Raw genomic sequence first — 20840 nt, 5'->3', positions numbered from 1 at the left:
GGTCAAAGGGATATTAATCTGAAGCGTCATAATTAATTCACAGAACCAGATTCAGATGCCAGTTCATCAACCTCTTCTTGGTCCAGGGATACGAGGAGTTTGGCCTCACGCTGATCAAGGCTATCCTTGCCAAACAAGCTATCGGCCAGGTCTGCCAGGTTCCAAATGATGGTCTTGGCATAACTCATATCATTGATGAGCGACGACCCCATGCCGGAGGTAATCCGCCCATCACGAATCAATCCATCAAGGGTGCCATTGACGACAATGTTCTCTTCCGCGATCGCCACCTTGAATTCATCCAGATCGAGTGAATCCACATCCTCATTTTGGCCGTCGCGGAGTTGCTGAATCATGCGCAGCAGTTCCGCAATTTGAATGCGAATGCCATTGTACTCGCGGCGAATGAATTCGTTGTCGGAGTTGGCATAGGCTGACATGTTTTTTCGCAGATGCTTCACTTCCTTGACCGACTGAACAATGGTGCCACAGACGTGACGCAGTTCGAACAGTTCATTGCCGTACTCGTTGGGCAGGCGGGTTTGCGTGCGGCTGATGAAGTCGATGATCGCCGAGTATAGCGCTTTGACCTTGGTCAGATAGACGTCGTCGATTTCAATGTCGATGACCTCCCTGCTGGAAGACAATTTCTTTTCCAGGTCCACATCCGACAAAATGTCATGTCGATGCAAATTGAGGCCGTGTGCCATGATTTCAAATGCATTGTCATAAAGATGCATGGCCTCGTTGCGGACGGCTTCCAACATGGTTTCTGGAAAATCTTCCACGGACTCATTGAGGTAGCGCGGTTGCACGACCGTCTGTTCTGGCGCGGTAATTGATTTCTCGAGAAAGGCCACCATTTTCCCAATCAACGGCACCATGATGATCACGCCGAGAAGATTGAAAATCGTATGGAAAACAGCCAGCTTGAGCGAGTAATCGTCCTCTCTGATACCGACATTGTTGGCCACGAACTCCACCGCAATGACAAGCTGGTGGATAAAGATGATCGCGACCATGCCGGTCACGAGATTGAACATCAGATGAGCCCCGGCCAATCGTTTACCTTGGTAGTTGGCGCTCATTGCACCGATGATGGCGGTAATTGTTGTGCCGATATTCGCGCCAATAGCCAAGGCCAAGGCGTTTTCATAGCTGATCTGTTGTGCGGACAATGCGGTTAGAATTAGTACCAAGGTGGCATGGCTTGACTGCATGATGACGGTCGCGGCGATGCCGATCCCGGTATAGATGAGCAGCCCGGCATAGCCTTCAATGGCAAACGAAGACAGGTCGATGGTATGGCGGAAGGCTTCAAAGCCTTCTTTCATGTGGTGGATGCCGAGAAAAAGGAAACCCAACCCTGCCAGGATGTAGCCGATTCCCTTGAGGCTACGGGAGCGCTGAAAGACGAGAATAATGCCGAATACCAGCATGGGCATGGCATAAGCCGAGATCTTCACCTTCAACCCGAAACCGGCTACCAGCCAGGCGCCGGTCGTCGTACCGATATTGGCACCAAAAATAATCCCGATACCAGATGTTAGGCCAATCAGTCCAGCACTAAGAAAAGAGATGGTGATGACAGAAACAAGAGAGCTGGATTGCATTATGGTAGTGGTGGCAATACCAAACCCTATGCTTTTCCACAGCTTGTCTGTTGTTTTTTTCAGTAAGCTTTCTAATAGGCCACCCGTGAATGACCTAAACCCTTCTTCCAAGAAGAGCATTCCAAATAAGAATATGGATACGCCAGCGGAGATTTCCTTGAAATTCGGACTTACCCAGAATCCATAAACCAATATGGAAAATATGACGGGAAGAAATATTTTCTTGAGCATTCTCTATGCCTTTTTAATTCAGATACATATTTTCATAGCAGCAATCTTGTGTGCTGCTATTTGTTTGGTACGCTATGTTTTTCTATTCCAGCACTGGATGTGTTGGGATTTTCTTGTTGGGGGAGGTGATTGTAACAAATCTGTCACCTAATGGAAACATCTCGTCGACTAAATCGACACCCTCATTCCAAACGTGGTCCGATCAAGGGTCTGGTTGTGGTTCGGGCGGAGGCCTCAAAGGGGGTGGATTGACACGAGCGCGTGTCGGGTCCAATCGGACCCGTTAGACACGCGCGACCATATTGGAATCGATCACGTTTTTCGTGTTTGATCGAATCCGATCAAACACGACGTGATCTAGCGCGTGTCGGGTCCAATCGGACCCGTTAGACACGCACGACCTTATTGGAATCGATCACGTTTTTCATGTTTGATCGAATCCGATCAAACACGACGTGATCTAGCCAGCCTCCCGCGGAAGCCGTTCAAGCTTCCTCGCCATGCCGCCGTCTCGATCCTCGGCGAGTAGGGCATATCAATTCGAGATATCGCAATGCTCGCTATGGCCCAAAAGAAACAAGGCCCTAGCGTCCATGCTAAGGCCTTGATCTAAATGGTAGGCTGTGAGGGATTCGAACCCACGACCCGCTGATTAAGAGTCAGCTGCTCTACCAACTGAGCTAACAGCCCCCAACGGGGAGGCCCGGCATATAGCAGAGTCCAAACGGACTTGTCGAGGGGGTTGTTGGTCTATTTCAAATGTTTTCGGCCCCTGTGGGGGCCAATCCCTTGACAAAGGCTCGGGTCCATGGCGTTTTGCGCCCCAGATTAATGAACGAGATACCCCTCCAGGAGACAGTCATGCATCCCTATCGCTCGCACAACTGCGGGGAATTGCGCCCCCACAACACCGGACAAGAGGTCCGCCTGTCGGGCTGGGTGCATCGGAAAAGGGATCACGGCAATCTCTTGTTCATCGACCTGCGCGACCATTTCGGGGTCACCCAATGTGTCATCGACGTATCCAGCCCGCTGTTTGCCCAGGCCGAGGCCATGCGCCCGGAAAGCGTGATCATTGTAGATGGAAAGGTCGTTGATCGCACCGAGGACACCATCAATCCCAACCTGCCCACCGGCCACGTGGAGGTGCAGGTTGCGACCATGACCATCGAATCTCCGGCCGAGCAACTGCCCTTGCAGGTCTTCGGCGAGGCGGAGTATCCGGAAGAAACCCGGCTGCGGTATCGCTTCATCGACCTGCGCCGGGAAAAGGTCCATGCCAATATCGTGCTGCGCTCGCGGATCATCTCGTCGATCCGCCGCCGCATGACCGATTCCGGGTTCCTGGAAATGCAGACCCCGATTCTCACCGCCTCGTCGCCGGAAGGGGCGCGGGACTATCTGGTGCCGTCGCGCATCCATCCGGGGCAGTTCTATGCTCTGCCGCAGGCGCCGCAGCAGTTCAAGCAGATGCTGATGGTTGCCGGTTTCGATAAGTATTTCCAGATCGCGCCCTGTTTCCGCGACGAGGATGCCCGTGCCGACCGCTCGCCGGGCGAGTTCTATCAGCTCGACTTCGAGATGTCCTTCGCCACCCAGGAGGACGTGTTTGAAATCCTCGAGCCGGTACTGAGCGGCGTGTTCGAGGAGTTCGGCGAGGGCCGCCATGTGACCGAGCATCCGTTCCCGCGCATACCTTACCGCGAGGCCATGCAGAAGTACGGTACCGACAAGCCCGACCTGCGCAATCCCATCGAGATGAGCGATGCCACCGAGACTTTCCGGGGCTCGGGCTTCAAGATCTTTGCCGGGATGATCGAGAAGAATGATCGTGTGCGGGTCTATGCCATCCCCGCCGTCGGCGGCGGCAGCCGGGCATTTTGCGACCGCATGAACAGCTGGGCCCAGTCCGAGGGGCAGCCGGGCCTGGGCTATATTTTCTTCCGCGACGGCGAGGGTGCCGGACCGGTGGCCAAGAACATCGGCCAGGACCGGGCCGCCGCGCTTCGGGACGAACTGGGTCTCAAGGACGGCGACGCGGTATTTTTCGTCGCCGGGGTGCCGTCGGAGTTCGCGGCATTTGCCGCAGCCGCCCGGACCAAGGTCGGCGAGGATCTGGATTTGGTCGAAAAAGGTTGTTTCAAGTTCTGCTGGGTGGTCGATTTCCCCATGTACGAACTGGACGAGGAAACCGGCAAAATCGAGTTTTCCCACAATCCCTTCTCCATGCCCCAAGGCGGTCTGGAGGCTCTGGAGACCATGGATCCGTTGGATGTCCTGGCTTATCAGTATGATATCGTCTGCAACGGGATCGAGCTATCCTCGGGCGCGGTGCGGAACCATCGCCCGGACATCATGGTCAAGGCCTTCGATATCGCCGGGTATGACGAAGCGGTGGTGGAAAAGGAATTCGGCGGCATGCTCAATGCCTTTAAATTCGGGGCGCCGCCCCATGCCGGATGTGCCCCGGGCATCGATCGCATGGTCATGCTGCTGGCTGATGAGCCCAATATTCGCGAGGTCATCGCATTTCCGATGAATCAACAGGCACAGGATTTGTTGATGGGAGCGCCGGCTGTCATTGATGAGACCCGCTATCGAGAATTGCATATCCGGGCTCAGTTGCCGAAGGTGAAAGTAAAGAAAAAACAAGAGGGTGAAGACGCGTCGGAAGACTGACGCTCCGTCGGGTCCCTGCCTGAATCGGCATGCGATACCTTACCTGAGTATGGGGGAAACGGGGCATGGGCGTGGACCGTCGCGTCTATTCGCCGTTTGTTAACCCTTGCGCTCTAGCCTCAAAGTCAGGCATAAAGAATAGACGGGGATCGGAAATTGTTGCGGAATCACAATAGTTTCCGTTGTGAAGGATGAGGCCATGAAAAAAGCAATCGTTGTTTTGGCCCTGCCATTATTGGTCGGGGGCTGTGCGTTACCCATGTCGGTTCGTATCGCCACATGGGCGGTGGACGGCATCAGCTATCTGGCGACCGAGAAATCCCTGAGCGATCATATGCTGTCGGCGGTGACCGAACAGGACTGCGCGGTATGGCGTGGTATCAAGGGCGACGACATCTGCATCGATACAAGCGACGAAATTCAAGTGGCGGCGGTCGAAGTGGCCAAGGCCACGGGTGAGCAGCCGCCGGTGGGCGCTGTCTCCGCGATGACCGAAACACCGGTCGCGGAAGCTGATGAACAGGACGCGGGTGAAGATCTGGCGACATTCGTCACCGCTGCTGGGCCGGTCCAAAAAAATGAAGAGACCGCGCGCCAGTATTCCGCTACCGAGACCCTGTTGGCCGGATTGCCGCTTCCCAAATCCAAGCCCGTGGCCCCTGTCAGCGAACAGACACTGATCGCCAAGGCCGACCGGCTTCCGGTACACGAAACCGATGAGCCGCCGCTGCGGTTGGTCAATAGTGAACTGGTCTATGTGATTGGGTCCTACGGCACCATGGAAGAGGCGGCGAGCAAGTCTCTCAAGCTGGCCGGTTTGCGTCCGGTGGTGGTCCATCGTCCCATGGATGGCGGCATGGTCTATCGCTTGGTGGTTGGCTTCAGCGAAGCGGATCAAAAGAGAGTACGGAGCCGCATCGTCAAGGCCGGTGTCCGAAATCTTTGGGCTGCCCGGTTCGAGCAGGAAGCTTGGCCTGTGGTTTCCGAAACGGAACTGGCCAAAGCTGCCGGAGCCGAAGTGGCGGACGTCCGCATTCAGTAATTCTTAGATGGACAGGTTGGTCGGGTTTTCGATCTGCCTGAGCACCGTGACGATGTGGGCGACCTTATCCAGGGTCGCCCGATCATCGGTGTTGTGCTTCATCTCGAAATCGAGTTTTTCCTCCCATTGGGCGACATAGTCCCGGGGAGTGTCCGGGGCCGCCGGGCGTCCGGTCAAGGCACCGACCGTGGCGTCATAGTCTGGATGCAGGTCCGGCTGGAAGGCGAGCAGGGTGTACTCATCCCAAGAAATAATGTTCCCGGCATAGAGGTCCAGGCTGAGATCCACCATCTGTCGGGGCGAAAGATCCCGTACATCCCGGTTGCCCACAAGCTTTTGCAGGGCGGTGGGTGGACCTGACGGTTCCGGGGTCGCGACTTGTACGTCTACCCGCTCGCCGTCAATCACCAGCGGCTGAGTGGGGCCGACGGGGATAATCTCGCGGGATTTCGTTTCCTGGGGGGTGAGGTCCGGTCTGAGCAGCGGCGGCAGAATTTCGATTTTCATAACCGGTCAGGGCTGGGACAAGGCGGGCAGGCTCGAACATCGCGACCGCTTGCTGGCGTACATGGCGTTGTCGGCCTCGCGCAGCAGCTTGTCCATGGCGCAGTTTCGGGTCACTTTACGGATGCCGATGCTGGCCCGGATGGGAATTTGATGATCATGCCACCAAGCCTTTGCAGCGTTGAGAATGCGATCCAGCTCCCGTGCCTTGGTCCGTGCCGCCTCGGGAGAGGCATGGGAAAGCAGCACCACGAATTCGTCGCCACCGAGACGGGCGACCACATCCGATTGCCGCACGCTGTCACGCAGCACATCGGCAACCCGTTGCAGGACGGTGTCTCCGGCGGCGTGGCCGAAGGTGTCGTTGACCTGCTTGAAGCCATCCAGATCGATGAACAGCAGCAACCCTTGTTCGTCGTACCGGTCCATTGCTGAGCGGATCCGGCGGACTTCTCGCAAGAAGCCACGCCGGTTGCTCAGTTGGGTCAGCTCGTCGGTCAGCACCTGTTCTTCCAACTTGGCAATCCGGGCTTTCTGCTCGGCAATTAGGTTGGCCGCCTGCATGGCGGAGATCAGGGCTGCTTCGGCGGCATCAATGGTCGAGCCGGTTTCGCGGAGAGAGGAGGCAGGGGATACATCATCGCTCAGCCAGTAAATCAAATGGGTGATATGGCTGACCAGATCGTGTTCCGGTTCGTCATTGGCCGTCTTGATGGGCAGTCCGAATTGAGCGTTCATGGTATTCTTCCATTCACGTTGCGGGAGCGAACCCGGGAGAGAGGGATTACCAACACTCTCCAAGCAGGGACCGTGCCAGCTTTCAGAGGATTGAATCGAAAGCGATATATTTGTTCATGGCGAGGATAGGAAGGCTCGAGAGGCACTATTTGCCCAGTTCACCCGGCAGATATTTCCCTACCCGGCAAGACATGCCCCATGGACAGGGCGACCAATTAGGTCCAATTTCGAGGCCCATTCATGATGAACTTCGAACCGGTCCATGATGTTCTTGCTGCGCGGCCTCTTTGGTATCCTTCTGATCGTCCTCGTCTGGGGCGACGCCACCGCGCGCGCGCAGGGCTTGGTGTCGCACCGGGCGTTATATGATGTGTCGTTGCTGGAATCCCGAGAAGGCTCGGGGGTTGTCCAGGCCACCGGGATCTTTTTTTACCGCTTCCAAAGCCGTTGTGACGGCTGGTCTACCGAGAACCGCAGTCGATTGATCCTTGGTGATGCGGATGGGGGGCTGGAGGAGAATCTCTGGTCCTTGACGAGTTGGGAAGCCCGTGATGGTACCCACTATCGTTTTTGGGGCCGCGAAGTGGACAATGGCGCGGTGATCAGTTTGATGCGCGGAGAAGCGACGTTGGAGGCTGACAACCGCCAAGTGGTTTTTACCCAGCCGGAAGAGGCCTATTTTGATCTGCCGCCCGGTACCCTGTTTCCCAGCCGCCACCTGATCGAGCTTCTAAAGGCAGCACGCGACGGAAAAAGGATGATGGCGGTTCCATTGTTCGATGGGGCCGATCAAGGTGGGGCCATGCAAGTGTCGGCAATGATCTCCGGCTCGAAACCGTCTGACAAGGGAGCGGGCTCTTTGCTGGAGGGGGCCGGATTGACACCGCTTCCGGTGACCCCCATTCATATGGCCTATTTTGATCCCGCGAGTGGCGAGCCCCTGCCGGTGGTGGAACTCTCCGCCCATTACAGGCCCGACGGGATCGCTGAATCCCTGGTTCAGGATTTCGGCGATTTTGCTATTCGCGGTGTCCTGATGCAGTTGGAATTGCTCCCCGACGAGGGGTGTTAGCCTGCCGACGGCCACAGCCATGCAGCGCCCCGGACGCCGCTTGAATCGCCATGGCGGTTCTTTCGCAAAGGCGTGTCGGCGTGGTCGGAGAATACCCAATCTTGCCACAGCTTCGGGACGTTGTTGTACAATCGATCAATATTGGATAGGCCACCCCCCAGCACGATAATGTCCGGGTCGATTATATTGATGACCCCGGCAAGAGCGCGCGCGAGGCGGTGTTCATAGGTCTGCATGGCTTGTTGGGCCGCTGGGTCGCCGTCCTTGATCCGCTGGCAGATTTCCAGGGCGCCTTGCACGGTCTGGTCGGCCCCCGCGCGGCGTCGATAGTCCCCCGCGAAACCCGGCCCAGACAAATGAGTCTCAATACAGCCTCTTTTGCCGCAATAGCAGGGCGGGCCGGGCCGTTCATCGTCGGTGGGCCAGGGCAGGGGGTTGTGGCCCCATTCTCCGCCAATGGCATTGGGTCCCACATGAGCTTGGTGGTTGAAAACCAGGCCGCCGCCCACGCCGGTGCCAAGGATCACGCCGAATACCACCTGATAGCCCTCTCCCGCGCCATCCATGGCCTCAGACACGGCAAAGCAATTGGCGTCGTTGGCCAGATTGACCGGACGATTGAGACCTTTGGACAGGTCCCGGTCCAAGGGATGGCCGATAAGGCAGGTTGAATTGGCGTTTTTGATCAGGCCCGTGACAGGAGAGATTGTGCCGGGGATGCCGACACCCACGGACCCTTGCTGTCCGGTTTTTCTTTCAATGGTTTCCACCAGTTGAATGACCGCACTCAGGGTGCCTTGATAATCTCCGGCTGGGGTGGAAATGCGGTCCCGGAGGAGTTCCCGTCCCTGGTCATCCAGAGCGATCCCTTCGATCTTGGTGCCGCCCAGGTCGATGCCGATGCGCATATTAGCTGCACAGGCCGTACAACAATCCTTCGTCTTTTGAGTCTTGAGCCAGGAATTGCCCATGAATGAAGCGGGCTGCCGGCGGCGTTTCGTCGCTGCTCTCGATCGCGATGACCGATACCGCCCCCAATTGCCGATGAGCAAGGCGCAGAGCCTGTTCTCGATCGGAAGCGTGGAGCGTCAGGCTTCTAAATGAGGTTCGGTCATCGGCCAATCGATAGGAAATATGGAAGCGATCAAGTTTCGGCGGTTGTTTGGCAGCCATCCCATTGGTTCCCTGATGGTCGTTTCGCAAAGACTTCGATGCGCAAACCTGCCGGTGTGACCTTTGGTGACGACAATTATTCCTTATCAGAATTATTGAACTATCGTCGTATTTCAGAAATTCATAATGTTTTTTGTTATTTGTATCCCAAGCACACGTTCGATTTGCCAAGCACGATTATTGTTAGAAGCGTATTTGGGCTCTGTCAAATATCGATTTCATGCCTATTGACCTGGAAATACTGAAATTTCAGCAATGGACAATTTGAAAACACTAATTTTTCACTGAATCAATTCGTGAACATTGGTGAAAACAAGAGTCACATCAAGGGGGTGGCGGATGCCTACCAAAACCCGATTCACCTCGGTGCGGTTCGAGGCAATTGGGGGATTGAAAACGATAGGGTGGAAAAAAGCCGGAAAGTGAGTCATTCTTGCAACAGCGAAAGAGCTTGTTCTCCGCCGGTTTGGGGATTAGATGAGCTTTGAAGGTTTATTAACCGGCTACCACCGCATAATTGAACCGACCAATAAAGCAGGTCATCAGGCAAGAGGGGCGCGGGCGGAAGTCGGTCCGGCACTTTTTGTTGGGATGAACGGTACAGCATATAGAGACTTGGGATCGGGGCGGACAATGACCACGAAAGCAGCGGCACCGCTGAAGAAAAAGGTTGCTGAAATGAAGCGTCCGGCGCTGACAATCTCCACCGAAAGCGTCAAGCTCGCCGGGGAGATCAAGCAGCGCTACAAGACAGGGCAACCACTATGCCTACCCGGGGAAGAGGATCGTATCTTGATGCCGGAATTCTTGCTCAACGAGCAAGTGGGCTTGTCAGGCCTGGAAGATCCCTTGCCGTTGGCCATGATGGCGACCCGTGACCCGGAGAACCCCATGGCCCTCGCCGCAGCGGCTCGATTGGGGCCTCAGGGCAAAGACACCAAGCTGGTGAATGGGGTGCTGCAATTGGTCGGCGAGACCAGTCGACATCCCGGAGTCAAGAAATGCGTCGATCTGATTACCGATAGTGCCTTCAATCCGGGCGCCATCGCGGCGGTGCGGCGCCATGCTTCTCATATGATTATTCAGACCCGCAAACAGTATTCCACGGCCTTGCGGCAGAACCTGCAGGCCCTGTTGGAAGGGGTGATCGCTCCCCGGCAGTTTGTGCGTGAGTTCTTCGAACTGACCGAAGCGGGTAATTTGCGCCACGATGTACGGCGCAAACTGGTGGCAAGCCTGTTGCTGTCGCCAACCATCCGTCCAGGGATCAAGTTTTTGTTTTTGGAGAATTTCGACCGATTGTCCACGGCGACGCGTTGCCACGTGATTTCCGAAGTCCTGCGGGTCAAGGATGCGCCGCATGTGGAAATCATCAAGGAAGAGCTCAAATGGATCGTGCAGCAAGGTCAGTTGGACGACTGACGTACGCACGCCTATGGACTGCAAAAAGTCAAAAAGGAAATGGTCTTGGCCCGCGTATTGATCATAGATGATGACTTTCAATTCTGTGAGATGATCCGGGAAATGATTGTTTCGGTCGGGCATGAGACCGTGGTCGCCCATAGCGGAGGCGAGGCAATGGATCGGATTGAGGCCCAGTGCTTTGATCTGGTGGTCGCCGATATCGTCATGCCCGGCGGAAATGGCGCCATGGTGGTGCGGCGGCTAAAGCAGGAGTGCCCCGACACCAAGATCATAGTCTTAACTGGTTACAAAGCCATGTCTCGCCTTGTTGAGCGGGGGGCCTTGGAGGGCGTGGACGTCCTATTCCAAAAGCCGATCCCGATGGACGCATTTTTGGCGGATGTGGAACGTCTAATAGCAGCTTAAGGACAGCCGAAAACCTTTGGTGGGTTCTTGCGAACTCGCCAAAGGTCAAAGACCATTCCGCTAAATGCCTTAGGCGGCGTGCGCGGTCGCGTTCGGAGCGGGGCAGGCGGCGCTGTCGGCTTCCTGCTCACTGTCTGCGGCCATGGCTTCCGCCGGTCCACAATAAAGGCCATAGAGCGTTTCAATGACGGAACTGGCCTCTTCTCCTTCAAGGGAATAATAAACGTTCTGAGCGCTCCGGCGGGCTTGGACCAATCGGTCGCGCCGCAAACGCGCCAGGTGCTGTGACAGAGCCGACTGCTTGAGTCCAACCACTGTTTCCAATTGACCAACGGATTTCTCACCGCTCGCCAACTGGCATAGAACGAGAAGACGATGTGGATTGCTCATGGCTTTGAGCAATTCACTTGCCTGTCTCACATTGTTCTGAAAAATTTCCAGGTCCATCTCCCAGGGTTCCTCTAGTTTTTCCTGTTGGGTTTTTTTAGATTTTATGGCGTGGGACCGGTCTATCGCCAGCTACCACTTTATTTTTTTAGAATATATGAACGAAAATGGAATTCAAAATCTTTTTTTCAAAAATGATGTGCGGTGCAACAAGGTATCAGTTTCGATTTCGAAGATAACGTGAGCAAAAATGGAAGAATTCCAAGAGAATCTATCCCTTCCTTCTGCGTTGGACTCCTCGGGTCTTTGTGCTTTGCAAAAAACCGTAATGATTTTCTGGCGGCCTGGCGGTCAGGTGCTTTCCATAGGGGATTCTGCGGCCTTCTTGGCGGCAATACGCGCCGAGCGCCGCCGCCGACGAGCCAACCGGCGGGCTTCCACGGTGCCCACCACAAGGGTCAGTAGTGGCGGAATGATCAACAAGGTGAGGATCGCGGACAGGGCCAATCCCCCCAAAACCACCGATCCCAATCCGCGATAGAGTTCCGATCCGGCACCGGGGAACAGCACCAGTGGCAGCATGCCGAAAACCGATGTCAAAGTGGACATGAATATGGGTCGAATGCGATTGCGTGTGGCTTCAAGGATCGCTTCATGAATTCCCACACCCTCATCACGGAGATGGTGAAGAGTCTGATGCACCAATAAGATAGCGTTATTGACCACAATGCCAATAAGGATCACGAAGCCGAGCATGGTCAGCATGTCCAACGGTTGTTGAACATAGGTGTTGAGCAGCGCCAGACCCCCGATTCCGCCCGCCGTGGCCAGGGGAACCGAGAACAATATGATCAGCGGATAGACAAAGCTTTCGAACAGCACCGCCATGACCAGATAGACAATGGCGATGGCGATCAGCAGTTGCCAGACCATGGCGTCCCAGGTCTGTACCAGCTTGTCCGCCGTACCCGCCAGCCGCAGCCTTACCCCGTCGGGCATGCCCTGTTGCCGCAGCTTGCTCAGAACCTCTTCGTCGATCACCTGCATGGCCGTTTCCAGCGGGATGTCACGGGACGGATTGACTTGCAGGATGACAACCCGTTCGCGTTCCTGGTGGCGGATCTCGATGGGCCCGGTGGTGACGGTCACATCGGCCAGGGAGGACAGAGGCAGAATGGTGCCCGAAGCGGTGACAATGGGCAGGCCTTCGATGCCCTGGGTCTGGGTGATGCGGTTTTCCGGTCCCATCAGGGTCAGGTCGATGCGTTCCCCGTCCACGGTGATCTCGGCCACCCGCAGGCCGTCATTGAAGGCATCCACCGTGTCGCCGAACTCCCGGGCGGTGACGCCGTTGTCGGCCAAGCGCACCGGATCGGGATAAATACGGACCTCCGGCGCGCCCAGTTCCAGGCCCGGACGTGGGCGGACACTATGACCTTCGCTGCGGGGTAGAATGCCATTGATCATGCCAAAGGCGCGGCGGGCCACATCCAGCACTTCTTCCAGCTTGGCGCCGGTGATCTGTACATCCACGGTCCGGCCGCTGCCGATGGTCCGCCCAAAAATCGATGGCTGGCGCATGAAGCCCAGGGTTCCCGGTTCCTTGAACACCGGACCGCGGAGGATGGGGATCAGCTCGCGCACCCGGCTGCCCTCGGTGGAGGAGGCGCCGACGAAGGTAAAGGTACGGGCCGCGACAAAGAAGAAATTGTCCATCTTCGGTGGCTCGCCTTCGGCCGCCTTTTCGGTCGGGTCGTTGGTCCATAGGTGTTTGACCGCGCTCTCGATGTCATTGGCGACGGCGGTGGTGGTTTCCAGGTTGTAGCCTGGCGGCGGCAGGATGGAGCCGAAAATCAGGTTGCGATTGCCGTCCGGCAGATATTCAAGCTTGGGCAGAAAGGCCCAGGTTGCCAAGGCCCCCAGTCCGCAGGCCGCAGCCACGACAAGTAAGGACAGGCCTCGGTTTCCTACGATCGTGCGGGTCGAATTGATCGCGAACCGGCTGAACATCCGTGCCGCGGGGTCGATCAGGGGGATATGGCGGTTTTCATTGCCCATCTCTTTCGCTGGTTGCCGTAACAACGATTTCGCCAGCGCGGGAATAACGCTGACCGCAACGACCAAAGACAGCATCACGGCTACTGAGATGGCCACGGCGATATCGCGGAACAACTGGCCCACTTCCAGGTCCAGGGTCAGCAGGGGGATGAACACCATGACCGTGGTCAGGGCCGAGACAAGCACCGCGCCCCAGACCTGCTTGGCGCCCTGGTAGGCGGCGACCCGTCTCGGCTTGCCTTCCTGACGCAAGCGATAGATGTTCTCCAGCACCACGATGGCGGCATCCACTACCATGCCCACGGCGAAGGCGATCCCGGCCAGGGAAATGACGTTGATGGAACGGCCCATGGCGGCCATGGCGACAAACGAACCAATCACCGAAACCGGGATGGCCAGAGTGATGATCAAAGTCGCCGCCCAGGAGCGCAGGAACAGCATCAGGATCACCGCCGCCAGACTGCCGCCGATCCAGATATTCTGTTTCACCAAGTCGATGGCGGACTCGATGTAAAAGGTCTCGTCGTAGATCTGTCGCAGGTGCAGACCGGCACGGGGCAGGGGACCTTTGTTCAACTCGGTCACTGCTTCGCGGATCCCGGCCATGGTCTCGATAACGTTGGCGCCGGTTTCGCGGACGGCATTGATGCCCATGGCCGGTTGGCCCATGCGACGGATGGTGGCGCCCCGTTCCGCATGACCGAAGCGGACCTCGGCGATATCGCCGACGGTGACCCGTGCCACCTGCCCGGTGGTGGCATTGCTGTTGGTGCGGAGCAGGACCTGGCGCACATGATCCAACGAGGTGAATTCGGCTTCAGAGCGCACCACGTAGCGTCGCTTGCCTTCGTCCACGGACCCCGCCGAGACCGAAACGTTGGCCTGGCGCAGCGCGGTGACCACTTTTGGCACGGTCAGGCCGTACCGGGCCATGGCCGCCGGATCGATGACCACTTCCATGCGCCCCGAGCTGCCACCGTAGACATTGACCCTGGAAACGCCGGGCACCCGTTCGATGCGATCCTGGATGACGTTTTCCACATAGTCGCCGAAGGTATGGATCGGCTTATCGTTGCCCGGCAGGCGGGTCAGTCCGAACCAGGCAATCGGGCTGTCTTCGCTGCCTGCCGTATCCAAAGTGGGCTCGTCCACCTCCTCGGGGTAGCCATTGACCCGGTCAAGGCGGTTGGAGACCAGCAGCAGGGCCTTGTCCATGTCCGTGGCGATGGCGAACTCCAGGCGCACCGTGGCACGACCGGTGCGCGAGCGGCTGGTCATTTCATCCAGACCCTCAAGGCCGCGCAGCACTTCTTCCTGCCGGTTGACGATTTCCCGTTCCACTTCCGCCGGAGCGGCGCCGGGCCAGCGGGTGTCGACGGTGATCAAAGGCTTGTTGACGTCGGGAATGAGCTGGATGGGAATGGTCTGCAAGGCAACCATGCCAAACAGCACCACCATCAATACCGCCGCCACCACGGCGATGGGGCGATGAATGGATGTGCGGATCAAATCCATGCGATCAGCCTTTCGGTTTTGGCATTGTCTCGGCCATGCCTTTGGCCGGGTTGCCATTGGCACGGATGGCCTGACCATCGCGTAGGCGCTCGTTGCCACGGGTCACGACTTTGTCACCGGGTTCCAATCCTGACAGAACCTCGAAGCGGGTCCCGGCAGATACGCCCAGGTCCACGTTGCGGCTTTCCGCTTTGCCGTCCTTGGCCACATAGACCAGGTTCTTGCCTTTGCGCATGACCACCGCATCCTTGTGGACCGTAACCACATCGCGGGTGGCCCCCACCGGTATATGCAAAGTGAGGCTCTGCCCCGCGGCAAGGCCTTTCATTTGGTCATCGTTGAAGTCTGGGGTCAGGCGCACGGCGCGGGTACGGGTCAGCGGGTTTTCCCGGGGGATGACGGCGCGGATCCGGGCCATCAAATCGCTGTGGCTACCCATGTCGAAGCGCAGTTCCCGGCCTTGGGGCAATCCATCGATCCGGCTGGATGGCACATCGATCTCGATTTCCAGATTGCGATCATCGATCAACGAGACCACCGCTTCGCCGGTCTTGACCCAAGCGCCCAGTTCCGTATGGCGTTCGGTGACCACACCGGCATAGGGCGCGCGGATTTCGCTGTCACGGATATCCACCTCGATGGTGCTCAGGGCCGCCCGGCTGCGGGCGATGCTGGCCTGGGCCTCGGCCACCGCCGATTGAGCGGCATGCACTTCTTGTTTCTTGTCGTCCAGGCGGGCCTGACTGAAGGCGGCTGACTTTTTCAGGTTTTCCAGCCGTTTGAGCTCCTGACGCAGCAAGGCGGCCTGGGCTTGCGAGGTTCGCTTGGCGGCTTCGGCCTGGGCCACTTCGGTGCGGCGGAGGGTGAGTTCGAGCTTGGCCCGCTCGGCGTCCAGAACGGCAATCACCTGACCCGATTCCACCCGATCTCCGACCTGAACGCGAAAGGCGACCAGCGGACCATCGGTGCGGGCCGAAACCACCCCGATGCGGCTGGAGATCAAGCGCCCCAGCACCGGCACGGTCTGTGTGAGTGGTTCTTTGCGCACCATATCCACGCTGACCAAGGTAGCGCGGGATTTCTTGGCACCCGCCTTGGCCTTTTCCTGGGCCGACGCGGCACCGGTGAGGACGAGCAAGGACAGGGTCGCGACGATCAACGAAAAAGAGCGCATGTCATATCTTTATCTATTGGTCAAAAAGGGTGGCTGGACTTTCCCTGCATATCGGGAGCCAATCCCGCCAGAACAACTCATTTATTGTGTAAGGGGTCTGGCGTCATGGTGCAACGGCCTGTTACTTTGCGTTACCAAATCCATTGCCGGTCCGAGGAGCCCCACCATGTCGACCCTGTATTACACCCATCCTGCTTGCCTGGATCATGAAATGGGGGCAGGGCACCCGGAACGGCCGGACCGGCTACGGGCCATTAATCGCATATTGGAAGGCGAAGCCTATCTGCATCTACACCGGGTCGAAGCGCCCCGGGCCGATCGGGCACTGATCGAGAAGGTGCATCCGGATTGGTATGTGGACGATATTTTGGAGAATGTTCCGGCCCAGGGGCACCGGCATTTGGATCCCGACACGGCGCTTTGTCCCCATACCCCCGAAGCGGCTTTGCGTTCCGCCGGGGCGATGATCGATGCGGTGGAACAGGTGATGGCGGGCAAGGCGCGCAACGCTTTTTGCGGCGTGCGTCCGCCGGGGCACCATGCGGAGCCGGAGCATGCCATGGGCTTTTGTTTCTTTGCCAATGCGGCCATCGGCGCGCTGCATGCCCATGAGTCCTGCGGCGCCGAGCGGGTGGCGGTGGTGGATTTCGACGTGCATCATGGCAATGGCACCCAGGCCATTTGCGAGAACTATCCTTACATGCTTTATGCCTCGACCCATCAGGCGGGCGCCTATCCGGGCACCGGCGCCACCAGCGACCGGGGTAAGCATGACAACGTCTGCAATCATCCGCTGGATCCAGGCAGCGGTTCGGAGGACTTCCGCCGCGCCTATGAAGACGTCATCTTTCCAAAAATACGCCAATGGAAGCCCGACCTGTTGATCATCTCGGCCGGGTTCGATGCCCATGCCAAGGATCCGCTGGCCTATCTGCGACTCCAGGACGAGGATTTCGGCTGGGTGACTGAAGGCCTGCTCACCATCGCCGATGATTGTTGCGACGGACGGGCCGTCTCGGTTTTGGAAGGCGGGTATGACCTGACCGGGCTGGCAGGCGGCGTGGCGGCTCATGTCAGCGCCTTGATGGGCCATTGATCCGTTCAAATGTGGAAAAAACCCAAGGTGACTTTTGACCACATTAGCATAATCTGATATAGTTCCCAGGTCTGGAGTAACGCGTGCCTCGTGCGGAGGGTGCGGGGCGCGATCTTGATCTAAAGGGAGGGTCCATCATGATGAAATTCCGTATGCTGCTGGGCGCTTTGGTTTTGGCCTTGGCGGTATCCGCTATTCCGACAAAAGATTCTCAGGCGTTCTGGTGGCCGTTCGATGACGGCTGGGGCGGTGGTCCTTGGGGTGGTTATCCCGGCTACGGCTGGGGCGGTTATCCCGGCTACGGCTACGGTGGCTATCCGTATTATGGCGGGTATCCGGCCTATGGCGGGTATCCGGCCTATGGCGGCTATCCATACTATGGTGGATACGGCTACGGATATCCGGCCTATGGCTATGGATATGGCTACCCCTACGCGGTTGCTCCGGCGACCCAGGCGGCGGCACCGGCCGCCAGCCAGTAGATCTTGCAAATCCAACGGCAAACGGGGCGGGGCTCAGGCTCCGCCCTTCGTTTTTCTTGCGTGTGCGAAAAGGCGGCACTAGACTGCCGCGCCTTATAAGCGGAACAGAGACTCATGACCGATACGGACAGCACCATGCCGGACGACATCACGCGCCTGAGCTTCGAAGAAGCCCTGGCCGAATTGGAGACCATCGTCCGCACCTTGGAAGAAGGGAAGGGTAAGCTGGACGAGGCCATCGACGCCTATCAGCGCGGCAGCAATCTCAAACGTCACTGCGAGGCAAAGCTCAGCGAGGCCCGCATTCGCATCGACCGCATCGTCCAACGCCCGGACGGGAGCTTGGCGAGCGAACCGGCGGAATTGGATTGAGCGGAATCGAACGATGACCCTTTCACAAACCATGGTTCAAACCGCTGACGCCATCGAGCAGATGCTCGATCACCTGTTGGCCGCCGCCGATGGGCCGGAAAACCGGCTGATCGAGGCCATGCGCTACGCCACCTTGGGCGGCGGCAAACGGATCCGGCCATTTTTGGCGGTCCAGGGCGCGAAGCTGTTCAATGTCTCGGAGCGATCCGCCCTGCGCACCGGGGCGGCGATCGAGATGGTGCATTGTTATTCCCTGGTCCATGACGATCTGCCCGCCATGGACGACGACGACCTGCGGCGTGGGCGTCCGACCTGCCACAAACAATATGACGAAGCGACGGCAATTCTTGTCGGTGACGCCCTGTTGACCCAGGCCTTCGAGGTGCTGGCGGACGAGGATACCCATTCCGACCCGGCGGTACGCGCCGCTCTGGTGGTGGCTCTGGCCCGGGCTTCCGGTGTTGAAGGCATGGTTGGCGGCCAGATGATTGATTTGTGGGCCGAGGACAACGATCTGGATATTCCCGCCATCACCCGTTTGCAACGCATGAAAACCGGGGCATTGATCCGCGTTTCCTGCGAATCTGGGGCGATCCTGGGCAAGGCCCCCGAGGCCGCCCGGCAGGCACTGATTGCCTATGCCCATGATTTGGGATTGGCCTTCCAAATTGCCGACGATTTGCTTGATGAGACCGGCGACGAGGCTGCCGTGGGCAAGCGGGTCCATAAGGACGCGGATGCCGGAAAAGCCACCTTTGTGTCCCTGCTGGGCATAGGGCGGGCCCGGGAACAGGCCGACATGCTGGCCGACCAGGCAGCTAAACACCTTGAAATGTTCGGGGAAAAGGCAGACCCTTTGCGGGACCTCGCCCGCTTCGTTGTTGAACGCTCGACGTGAGAGCGCGGAACTAAGGACCAGTATTTTGAACGTGGACGCCCCCACACCGCTGTTGGATGCCATTCAGTCGCCCGACGATCTGAAGGATTTGGATCTCGAACAGTTGATCGAACTGTCGGCGGAAATCCGTTCGGATATCGTGCGACATGTTTCGGTCACCGGTGGCCATCTGGGGGCCAGCCTGGGTGTGGTGGAACTGACCGTTGCCCTGCATCATGTATTCGATACACCGCGCGACAAGCTGATCTGGGACGTGGGGCATCAGGCCTATCCGCACAAAATTCTCACTGGACGGCGTCATCGGATGGCGACCATGCGGCAAGGCGGTGGACTCTCCGGGTTCGTCAAGCGCACCGAGTCCGAATATGACCCCTTTGGCACCGGCCATAGCTCCACATCCATTTCCGCCGGTTTGGGCATGGCGGTCGGGCGCGATATCAAAGAGGCCGACAATCACGTGGTCTCGGTCATCGGTGACGGCTCCATGAGCGCCGGCATGGCCTATGAGGCCATGAACAACGCCGGATACGAACGCTCACGCATGGTGGTCATTCTCAACGACAACGATATGTCCATTGCCCCGCCCGTCGGCGCCATGAGCGCCTATCTGTCTCGGGTGGTGTCCTCCAAGTCGTTCCTCAGCCTGCGCAGCCTGGCCAAGGAAGTGACCCGCTATCTGCCCCGTACATTGGAAGCCGCCGCCCGGCGCGCCGATGAATATGCCCGTGGCTTCGTCACCGGCGGTACCTTGTTCGAGGAATTGGGATTCTATTACGTGGGCCCCATCGACGGCCACAATCTGGAACACCTTCTGCCGGTGCTGAAAAACGTCCGAGACGCCGAATTCGAAGATAGCCCGGGGCCGGTGCTGGTCCATGTGGTGACTCAAAAAGGCAAGGGCTATCAACCCGCCGAGGAAGCCCGCGACAAGTATCACGGCGTGGGCCGTTTCAATGTGGTGACCGGCGAGCCCATCAAGGCCGTATCCAATGCCCCCGCCTATACCAAGGTATTCGGCAATGCCCTGGTGCGCGAGGCGGAAAATGACGGCAAGATTGTCGCGGTAACCGCCGCCATGCCTGCTGGGACCGGCGTGGACAAGTTCGCCGAGCTCTATCCCAAGCGCTTTTTTGACGTGGGCATTGCCGAACAGCATGCGGTGACCTTCTCCGCCGGGTTGGCCTGCGAGGGGCTGAAGCCCTTCTGTGCCATCTATTCCACTTTCTTGCAGCGGGCCTATGACCAGGTGGTCCATGACGTGGCTCTACAGAATTTACCGGTGCGTTTCCCCATCGACCGGGCCGGGCTGGTGGGGGCCGACGGCGCCACCCACGCGGGCGCGTTTGATGTGGCCTATCTGGGCTGTATCCCGAATATGACCATCATGGCGGCGGCGGACGAAGCCGACCTGGATCGCATGGTGGCCACGGCGGCAGCCTATGACGAAGGCCCCATCGCCTTCCGCTATCCGCGCGGCGAAGGGGTCGGTGTGGACATGCCGGTGGGCAGCGAAATCCTGGAAATCGGTCGGGGGCGGGTGATGAAGGAAGGCACCAAGGTGGCCATCCTCTCCCTGGGTACCCGTCTGGCCGAAGCCTTGTCGGCGGCGGAAGAACTGGCGGCGCGTGGCCTGACCACAACGGTCGCCGATGCCCGCTTCGCCAAACCCTTGGACGAAGACCTGGTTCATCGTCTGGCCACCAACCACGAAGTGCTGATCACCGTGGAAGAGGGCTCGGTCGGCGGTTTCGGCTCCTATGTCGCTCAGTATCTGGCCCATGCGGGCCTGCTGGATACTGGGCATCTGAAGTTCCGCCCGCTGGTGCTGCCCGATACCTATATGGATCACGACGACCCGGCCAAGCAGTACGACCGGGCCGGACTGAGCGCCGGTGCCATGGTCGGCACCGCCCTGGCCGCCCTGGGCATCGAAGTGACGACGGTGGCGCAGGGGGGCTGAGGCCCAGATCCTCATC

At 58.2% G+C, this 20840-nt stretch carries 18 protein-coding genes and 1 tRNA gene; 10 read left to right on the top strand and 9 right to left on the bottom strand.

Annotated elements, in window-relative coordinates; all coding sequences use genetic code 11:
- Nucleotides 1-32 precede the first annotated feature (32 nt).
- Nucleotides 33-1844, bottom strand: a complete 1812-nt coding sequence (locus MGMAQ_RS10950; RefSeq protein ID WP_046021572.1) for a Na/Pi cotransporter family protein — start codon at nucleotides 1842-1844, stop codon at nucleotides 33-35.
- A 614-nt stretch (nucleotides 1845-2458) separates the two neighbouring features.
- Nucleotides 2459-2534, bottom strand: a tRNA-Lys gene (locus MGMAQ_RS10945).
- 171 nt (nucleotides 2535-2705) lie between these two features.
- Between MGMAQ_RS10945 and aspS the strand changes: the two genes are divergently transcribed.
- Nucleotides 2706-4523 (top strand): aspartate--tRNA ligase, encoded by a 1818-nt coding sequence (gene aspS / locus MGMAQ_RS10940; protein ID WP_046021571.1) that lies wholly within the window; start codon nucleotides 2706-2708, stop codon nucleotides 4521-4523.
- Between the two features lie 199 nt (nucleotides 4524-4722).
- Nucleotides 4723-5565 carry an SPOR domain-containing protein gene (locus tag MGMAQ_RS10935; RefSeq protein WP_148560927.1) on the top strand — a complete coding sequence of 281 codons (843 nt, stop codon included), beginning with the start codon at nucleotides 4723-4725 and terminating at the stop codon, nucleotides 5563-5565.
- Between the two features lie 3 nt (nucleotides 5566-5568).
- Here MGMAQ_RS10935 and MGMAQ_RS19615 read toward each other — a convergent pair whose 3' ends face one another.
- Together MGMAQ_RS19615 and MGMAQ_RS10925 are read right to left on the bottom strand one after the other, a co-directional pair.
- The gene (locus tag MGMAQ_RS19615) at nucleotides 5569-6072 is read right to left on the bottom strand and encodes a hypothetical protein (RefSeq protein WP_052716328.1); all 504 of its coding nucleotides are present in this window, start codon (nucleotides 6070-6072) and stop codon (nucleotides 5569-5571) included.
- Between the two features lie 6 nt (nucleotides 6073-6078).
- Nucleotides 6079-6807: a GGDEF domain-containing protein gene (locus MGMAQ_RS10925; protein ID WP_052716327.1), complete on the bottom strand. Its 729-nt coding sequence runs from the start codon at nucleotides 6805-6807 to the stop codon at nucleotides 6079-6081.
- A 262-nt stretch (nucleotides 6808-7069) separates the two neighbouring features.
- Between MGMAQ_RS10925 and MGMAQ_RS10920 the strand changes: the two genes are divergently transcribed.
- Nucleotides 7070-7879 (top strand): EipB family protein, encoded by an 810-nt coding sequence (locus tag MGMAQ_RS10920; protein ID WP_046021569.1) that lies wholly within the window; start codon nucleotides 7070-7072, stop codon nucleotides 7877-7879.
- Here the strand turns inward: MGMAQ_RS10920 and mak are convergent.
- Both mak and MGMAQ_RS10910 read right to left on the bottom strand, forming a co-directional pair.
- Nucleotides 7876-8787 (bottom strand): fructokinase, encoded by a 912-nt coding sequence (gene mak, locus MGMAQ_RS10915; protein ID WP_046021568.1) that lies wholly within the window; start codon nucleotides 8785-8787, stop codon nucleotides 7876-7878. The two genes, MGMAQ_RS10920 and mak, sit on opposite strands and share 4 nt — an antisense overlap.
- A gap of 1 nt (nucleotide 8788) precedes the next feature.
- Complete coding sequence (locus tag MGMAQ_RS10910; RefSeq protein WP_046021567.1) at nucleotides 8789-9052, bottom strand: hypothetical protein; 264 nt, start codon at nucleotides 9050-9052, stop codon at nucleotides 8789-8791.
- Nucleotides 9053-9685: 633 nt separating this feature from the next.
- Between MGMAQ_RS10910 and MGMAQ_RS10905 the strand changes: the two genes are divergently transcribed.
- A complete protein-coding gene (locus MGMAQ_RS10905; protein WP_052716326.1) occupies nucleotides 9686-10474 on the top strand; it encodes a hypothetical protein in 789 nt (262 codons plus the stop codon).
- A gap of 45 nt (nucleotides 10475-10519) precedes the next feature.
- The gene (locus MGMAQ_RS10900) at nucleotides 10520-10882 is read left to right on the top strand and encodes a response regulator (RefSeq protein WP_046021566.1); all 363 of its coding nucleotides are present in this window, start codon (nucleotides 10520-10522) and stop codon (nucleotides 10880-10882) included.
- A gap of 69 nt (nucleotides 10883-10951) precedes the next feature.
- Here MGMAQ_RS10900 and MGMAQ_RS10895 read toward each other — a convergent pair whose 3' ends face one another.
- From MGMAQ_RS10895 to MGMAQ_RS10885, 3 genes are all read right to left on the bottom strand, one after another.
- Complete coding sequence (locus MGMAQ_RS10895) at nucleotides 10952-11329, bottom strand: helix-turn-helix transcriptional regulator (protein WP_046021565.1); 378 nt, start codon at nucleotides 11327-11329, stop codon at nucleotides 10952-10954.
- A gap of 291 nt (nucleotides 11330-11620) precedes the next feature.
- Nucleotides 11621-14842 (bottom strand): efflux RND transporter permease subunit, encoded by a 3222-nt coding sequence (locus MGMAQ_RS10890; protein ID WP_065814691.1) that lies wholly within the window; start codon nucleotides 14840-14842, stop codon nucleotides 11621-11623.
- A 4-nt stretch (nucleotides 14843-14846) separates the two neighbouring features.
- Nucleotides 14847-16016: an efflux RND transporter periplasmic adaptor subunit gene (locus tag MGMAQ_RS10885; RefSeq protein ID WP_052716325.1), complete on the bottom strand. Its 1170-nt coding sequence runs from the start codon at nucleotides 16014-16016 to the stop codon at nucleotides 14847-14849.
- Between the two features lie 166 nt (nucleotides 16017-16182).
- Here MGMAQ_RS10885 and MGMAQ_RS10880 point away from each other — a divergent pair, with 166 nt between their 5' ends.
- The 5 genes from MGMAQ_RS10880 (at nucleotide 16183) to dxs (ending at nucleotide 20824) form a co-directional block, all read left to right on the top strand.
- The gene (locus MGMAQ_RS10880; RefSeq protein ID WP_046021564.1) at nucleotides 16183-17112 is read left to right on the top strand and encodes a histone deacetylase family protein; all 930 of its coding nucleotides are present in this window, start codon (nucleotides 16183-16185) and stop codon (nucleotides 17110-17112) included.
- A 137-nt stretch (nucleotides 17113-17249) separates the two neighbouring features.
- A complete protein-coding gene (locus MGMAQ_RS10875; RefSeq protein ID WP_148560926.1) occupies nucleotides 17250-17594 on the top strand; it encodes a sulfur globule protein CV3 in 345 nt (114 codons plus the stop codon).
- A 114-nt stretch (nucleotides 17595-17708) separates the two neighbouring features.
- Complete coding sequence (locus MGMAQ_RS10870) at nucleotides 17709-17966, top strand: exodeoxyribonuclease VII small subunit (protein WP_046021563.1); 258 nt, start codon at nucleotides 17709-17711, stop codon at nucleotides 17964-17966.
- Between the two features lie 13 nt (nucleotides 17967-17979).
- The gene (locus MGMAQ_RS10865) at nucleotides 17980-18864 is read left to right on the top strand and encodes a polyprenyl synthetase family protein (RefSeq protein WP_046021562.1); all 885 of its coding nucleotides are present in this window, start codon (nucleotides 17980-17982) and stop codon (nucleotides 18862-18864) included.
- 25 nt (nucleotides 18865-18889) lie between these two features.
- Nucleotides 18890-20824 (top strand): 1-deoxy-D-xylulose-5-phosphate synthase, encoded by a 1935-nt coding sequence (dxs, locus tag MGMAQ_RS10860; protein ID WP_046021561.1) that lies wholly within the window; start codon nucleotides 18890-18892, stop codon nucleotides 20822-20824.
- Nucleotides 20825-20840 lie beyond the last annotated feature (16 nt).

It is taken from the genome of Magnetospira sp. QH-2 (assembly GCF_000968135.1).
Taxonomy (GTDB): domain Bacteria; phylum Pseudomonadota; class Alphaproteobacteria; order Rhodospirillales; family Magnetospiraceae; genus Magnetospira.
The sequence above is the reverse complement of the archived record's forward strand: the minus strand, read 5'-3'. Positions and strand labels throughout refer to the sequence as shown.